The organism is Pseudomonas sp. Sample_24 (assembly GCF_004307605.1).
Lineage (GTDB): Bacteria > Pseudomonadota > Gammaproteobacteria > Pseudomonadales > Pseudomonadaceae > Aquipseudomonas.
Genome location: NZ_RCNW01000116.1, coordinates 1 through 4271, shown reverse-complemented (window position 1 = coordinate 4271; position 4271 = coordinate 1). Strand labels below are relative to the sequence as shown.

The 4271-nt window shown below is 61.7% G+C and carries 4 protein-coding genes; 2 read left to right on the top strand and 2 right to left on the bottom strand.

The window, feature by feature from the left end:
• Positions 1-145: 145 nt before the first annotated feature.
• Positions 146-934, bottom strand: a complete 789-nt coding sequence (locus tag D8V06_RS05750; RefSeq protein ID WP_130906990.1) for a thermonuclease family protein — start codon at positions 932-934, stop codon at positions 146-148.
• 35 nt (positions 935-969) lie between these two features.
• The gene (rpmE, locus tag D8V06_RS05745) at positions 970-1188 is read right to left on the bottom strand and encodes a 50S ribosomal protein L31 (protein ID WP_008047849.1); all 219 of its coding nucleotides are present in this window, start codon (positions 1186-1188) and stop codon (positions 970-972) included.
• A gap of 166 nt (positions 1189-1354) precedes the next feature.
• Between rpmE and D8V06_RS05740 the strand changes: the two genes are divergently transcribed.
• Together D8V06_RS05740 and argS are read left to right on the top strand one after the other, a co-directional pair.
• On the top strand, positions 1355-3574 hold the full coding sequence (locus D8V06_RS05740) for a primosomal protein N' (protein ID WP_056852257.1): 2220 nt from the start codon (positions 1355-1357) through the stop codon (positions 3572-3574).
• A gap of 270 nt (positions 3575-3844) precedes the next feature.
• The coding region (argS, locus tag D8V06_RS05735) for an arginine--tRNA ligase (RefSeq protein WP_130930591.1) at positions 3845-4271 on the top strand (427 nt) is incomplete at its 3' end.

Genomic DNA, 4271 nt, shown 5'->3' with positions numbered 1-4271 from the left:
GCGAGGATACGCGCCTCGCAAAATCCCCACAAGACTGACCGGTCACCCCTGTCAAGCGCCCGGCCATACGACTTTGGCCCAAGAGCCACGGAACACAAGGGATAGACTGTTCACAATCGATAGAAAAAATGTCTACAATTTTTTATCAATGTGCCACTTGCAGCATCGCCGGATCGGTCAGCGGCAACACCCAGCGCGCCTGACCCTCCTTGAGACCGCCACGACGGGAACGGTCCAGCACCCAGCCACGCGCCTCAATCTGCTTGCCCTTGAGACTTTCCAGCGAGGCCACATCGAATCGGGTCAGCAAATTGGGTGCAACGCGCAATACAACCGAGTCCTGCAACTCGATCCAAATCCCGCCACGATTGCGCTGAACCCTGCTCACACGGCCACTGAGCAGAGCGAATCCGGAAACGCTGATTTGATCCGCCTGCAACACGGGCGACTGGCGCCACACGCCGAGTCCGGATTGGCGGGCACTGCGTTCCGCTGCCTGCTGACAGTCGATCAGATCGGTATTCGGCGCGACTGCCACGAGAAACCCCAGGCCTTCGGCGAGCATTTGCGCTTCGAGGTTGGCGCCGTCGGCACCATAGACATGGGCCAACGTCCGGCCATAGCGGTCTTTGCTTTCTTTGCCGGGCCGCAGGCCGACTCGCCCATCACTCGCCGCCACCAAATCTTCCAGGCGTTTTCGTGCAGCGACGGCGAACGGCTCGTCGGAGCGCCCTTTCTTGCCCAACTCCGGCGTATTCAAGCCGATCATGCGCACATTGCGACCATCGCTCAGGCGCAGCGTGTCGCCGTCGACCACTCGCTGGACTGCGACCGATGCCAGCCCGGCCGGAGCCGGACAAAAGGCCTGGGCCGCTGAGAGCCAAATCGCAGACAGAAAAAAGGCGCCCGCAAGGGACGCCTTTTTCATCAGCATGGAAAAACCGCAACGGCCTCCCAAGTTGATCGGCCTTAGGCCTTTTTCGCGCCGAAAGCACCGAAACGGTCTGCGAAGCGCTGAACGCGGCCGCCAGTGTCCAGAGTCTTCTGCTTACCGGTGTAGAACGGGTGGCATTCGTTGCAAACGTCGATCGCCAGGGCTTTGCCGAAGGTCGAACGGGTTTCGAACTTGTTGCCGCAGCTGCAGGTAACAGCAACTGCTGGGTATTCTGGATGGATATCAGCTTTCATGGTGTTTTCCTCAGGCTAGCGTGCCGCCACCCAACACTATTGTTGAATACCGCACGTAATTAGGCCGCGGATTCTACCAGACAATGCCAATCACGCAAGCTGTCCCTCAAACCGGTCGTCTGCTAGGCTCGCGGCCTGCTACTTCACCCCTACATCGAGAAAACGCGTGCCCGACGCCATTCTGCGCCTCGCCCTGCCTTCGCCGCTGCGCCGCCTGTTCGACTACCGCGCTCCGGCCGGCGTTCGGCGCGAACAGTTGCACCCCGGCATGCGCCTGCGAGTGCCATTTGGCCGTCGCGAGATGATCGGGATCCTGGTGGAAGTCACCGACACCAGCGAAGTGCCAGCGGAAAAACTCAAGCCCGCGCTGGCCTTGCTCGACGCCACACCACCACTTCCCCCGGCGTTATTCAAGTTGTGCCTGTGGACCTCCCAGTATTACCAGCACAGCCTCGGCGATACCTTGAGCTGGGCCTTGCCCGTATTGCTGCGCCAGGGCGAACTGGCCGAAGCGCGGCAGGAACGCTTCTGGTCTGCCGCGCCGGGTGCGAGTCTCGATGACCCGCGTATCGCCCGCGCCCCGCGCCAGCGTGAAGCTTTGGCGACACTGGCGCAGCACCCCCATGGCGTCGCTCACCAGTTGCTGAGCAAGCTGATGCTGAGCAAAGACAGCCTGGATTTGCTGCTGGCCAAGGATCTGGTGCAAGTTGAAATCCGCCGCCACGCGCCTGGTGTCCGCCATGAACACTGGCTGGCCCAGCCCGAATTGCCGCTCAACGCGGAACAGCGTGCAGCGTACGAAGCGATCCGCGCCGGGTTCGACAGTTATCACGCTTTTCTGCTGGCCGGTGTCACCGGCAGCGGCAAGACCGAAGTCTACTTGCAGCTGATCCGCGAGACCCTTGAGGCCGGCAAGCAAGCGTTAGTGCTGATCCCGGAAATCAATCTCGGTCCGCAAACCCTGGCGCGATTCGAGCAGCGCTTCAATGCGCGCATCGCGCTGATCCACTCGGCGGTCAACGACCGCGAACGCCTTGAGGCCTGGCTGGCCGCCCGAGATGGCGAAGCCGACATTATTATCGGCACCCGCTCGGCGCTGTTCACACCGATGAAAAATCCGGGGCTGATCATCATCGACGAGGAGCATGACGGCTCCTATAAACAGCAGGAAGGCCTGCGCTACCATGCCCGCGACCTGGCATTGGTGCGGGCACGGCAGGAAAACATCCCGATCGTGCTCGGCTCGGCCACGCCCTCTCTGGAAAGCCTGCACAACGCCTATACCGGTCGCTACGGCTTGCTGCGACTGAATGAACGCGCTGGCGGTGCCAAGCAACCGCGCTTCCTGCGCCTGGATGTGAAGAGTCGTCCGCTGGACAGCGGCATTTCCGGACCGATGCAACAAGCCATCGGCCAGACCCTGGCTGCCGGTCAGCAGGTGCTGGTGTTCCTCAATCGCCGAGGCTTTGCGCCGACCCTGCTTTGCCATGACTGCGGCTGGATGTCCGAATGCCAGCGCTGCGACGCACGCATGACCGTGCACCAGCGTTACGGCGAACTGCGTTGCCACCATTGCGGCTATGTCGAACGCGTACCCCGCCAATGCCCTAAATGCAACAAGGTCGACTTGCGCCCGGTGGGTGCCGGCACCGAACGGGCTGAAGAGCGTCTGGCGATCCTGTTTCCGGACTATCCGGTCCTGCGGGTCGACCGCGACAGTACCTCACGAAAGGACGCGATGAACCAGTTGTTCGCGACCATCCAGAAAGGCCAACCGTGCATTTTGATCGGCACGCAAATGCTTGCCAAAGGTCATCACTTTCCGCGAGTGACGCTGGTGTCGATTCTCGACGCCGACGGCGGGCTGTTCTCCGGCGACTTCCGTGCCAGTGAACGCATGGCGCAATTGATTGTTCAGGTCGCGGGCCGCGCAGGCCGTGCCGAAGAACCGGGCAAGGTGATCATCCAGACGCATCTTGCTGACCATCCGTTGTTGATCCAACTGACCGAACAGGGCTATTTCGCCTTTGCCGAACAAGCCTTGAGCGAACGCCGCGCAGCGGGCTTGCCGCCGTTTGCGCACCTGGCGTTGCTGCGCGCCGAAGCGCATAAACCAGGGCAAGCGGAAGGCTTTCTCGATGAGGCGTGCAGCGAGGCCGAGCGCCTGCTGATCGAACAGAACCTGACCGGCATCGAGCTGCTGGGCCCGGTGCCAGCGCCGATGGAGCGCCGGGCAGGGCGGTATCGCGCGCAGTTGCTGTTGCAGGCGACCGCCCGGGCGCCGCTGCATCGATTGCTGGCCAGTTGGTTGCTGGTACTGGAGCAGATGCCGAGTGGGCGTGCGGTGCGCTGGTCTCTGGATGTTGATCCAGTCGATTTGTATTGATGGCAACTGTGGCGAGGGAGCTTGCTCCCGCTCGACTGCAAAGCAGTCGTAAATATGGCACCTCGAGCCGTTCAGTGAGACCGCGGGGCCTGAATTCAGGGCCGCTCCGCGCCCCACCGGGAGCAAGCTCCCTCGCCACAGGTTAATCGTCTGCCGTAAGTCCGCAATGAACCTACAATGGTTGGCAAGCCTGCTCCGGCAACGGATAATGCCCAGTTTTTCCACCAGCGCATGATGCGCCCGCCGCGCCAGCGGTCGAAAGAGAAGACCATGAAAGACACCATTCGCCAGCTGATCCAACAAGCCATCACCCAACTCGTCAACGAAGGTGTGTTGCCTGAAGGCCTGTCGCCGGCGATCCAGGTGGAAAACTCGCGCGACAAGAAAAACGGCGATTTCGCCAGCAACATCGCCATGATGCTGGCCAAACCGGCGGGCATGAAACCGCGCGACCTGGCGGAAAAAATCATCGCTGCGCTGCCGGCCGACGAAAACGTCAGCAAGACCGAAATCGCCGGTCCCGGCTTCCTGAATTTCTTCCAGAACACCGATGCCCTGGCCTCACGCCTCGACGCGGCCCTGGCCGATGGCAATATCGGCGTGCGCAAGGCTGGCCCGCTGCAGCGCACCGTTGTCGACCTGTCGGCACCGAACCTGGCCAAAGAGATGCACGTCGGCCACTTGCGCTCGACCATCA

Bases quoted from the DNA above. Each gene is read 5' to 3' on its own strand.
- D8V06_RS05750 (WP_130906990.1), bottom strand. From the start codon at position 934: ATGCTGATGAAAAAGGCGTCCCTTGCGGGCGCCTTTTTTCTGTCTGCG.
- rpmE (WP_008047849.1), bottom strand. From the start codon at position 1,188: ATGAAAGCTGATATCCATCCAGAATACCCAGCAGTTGCTGTTACCTGC.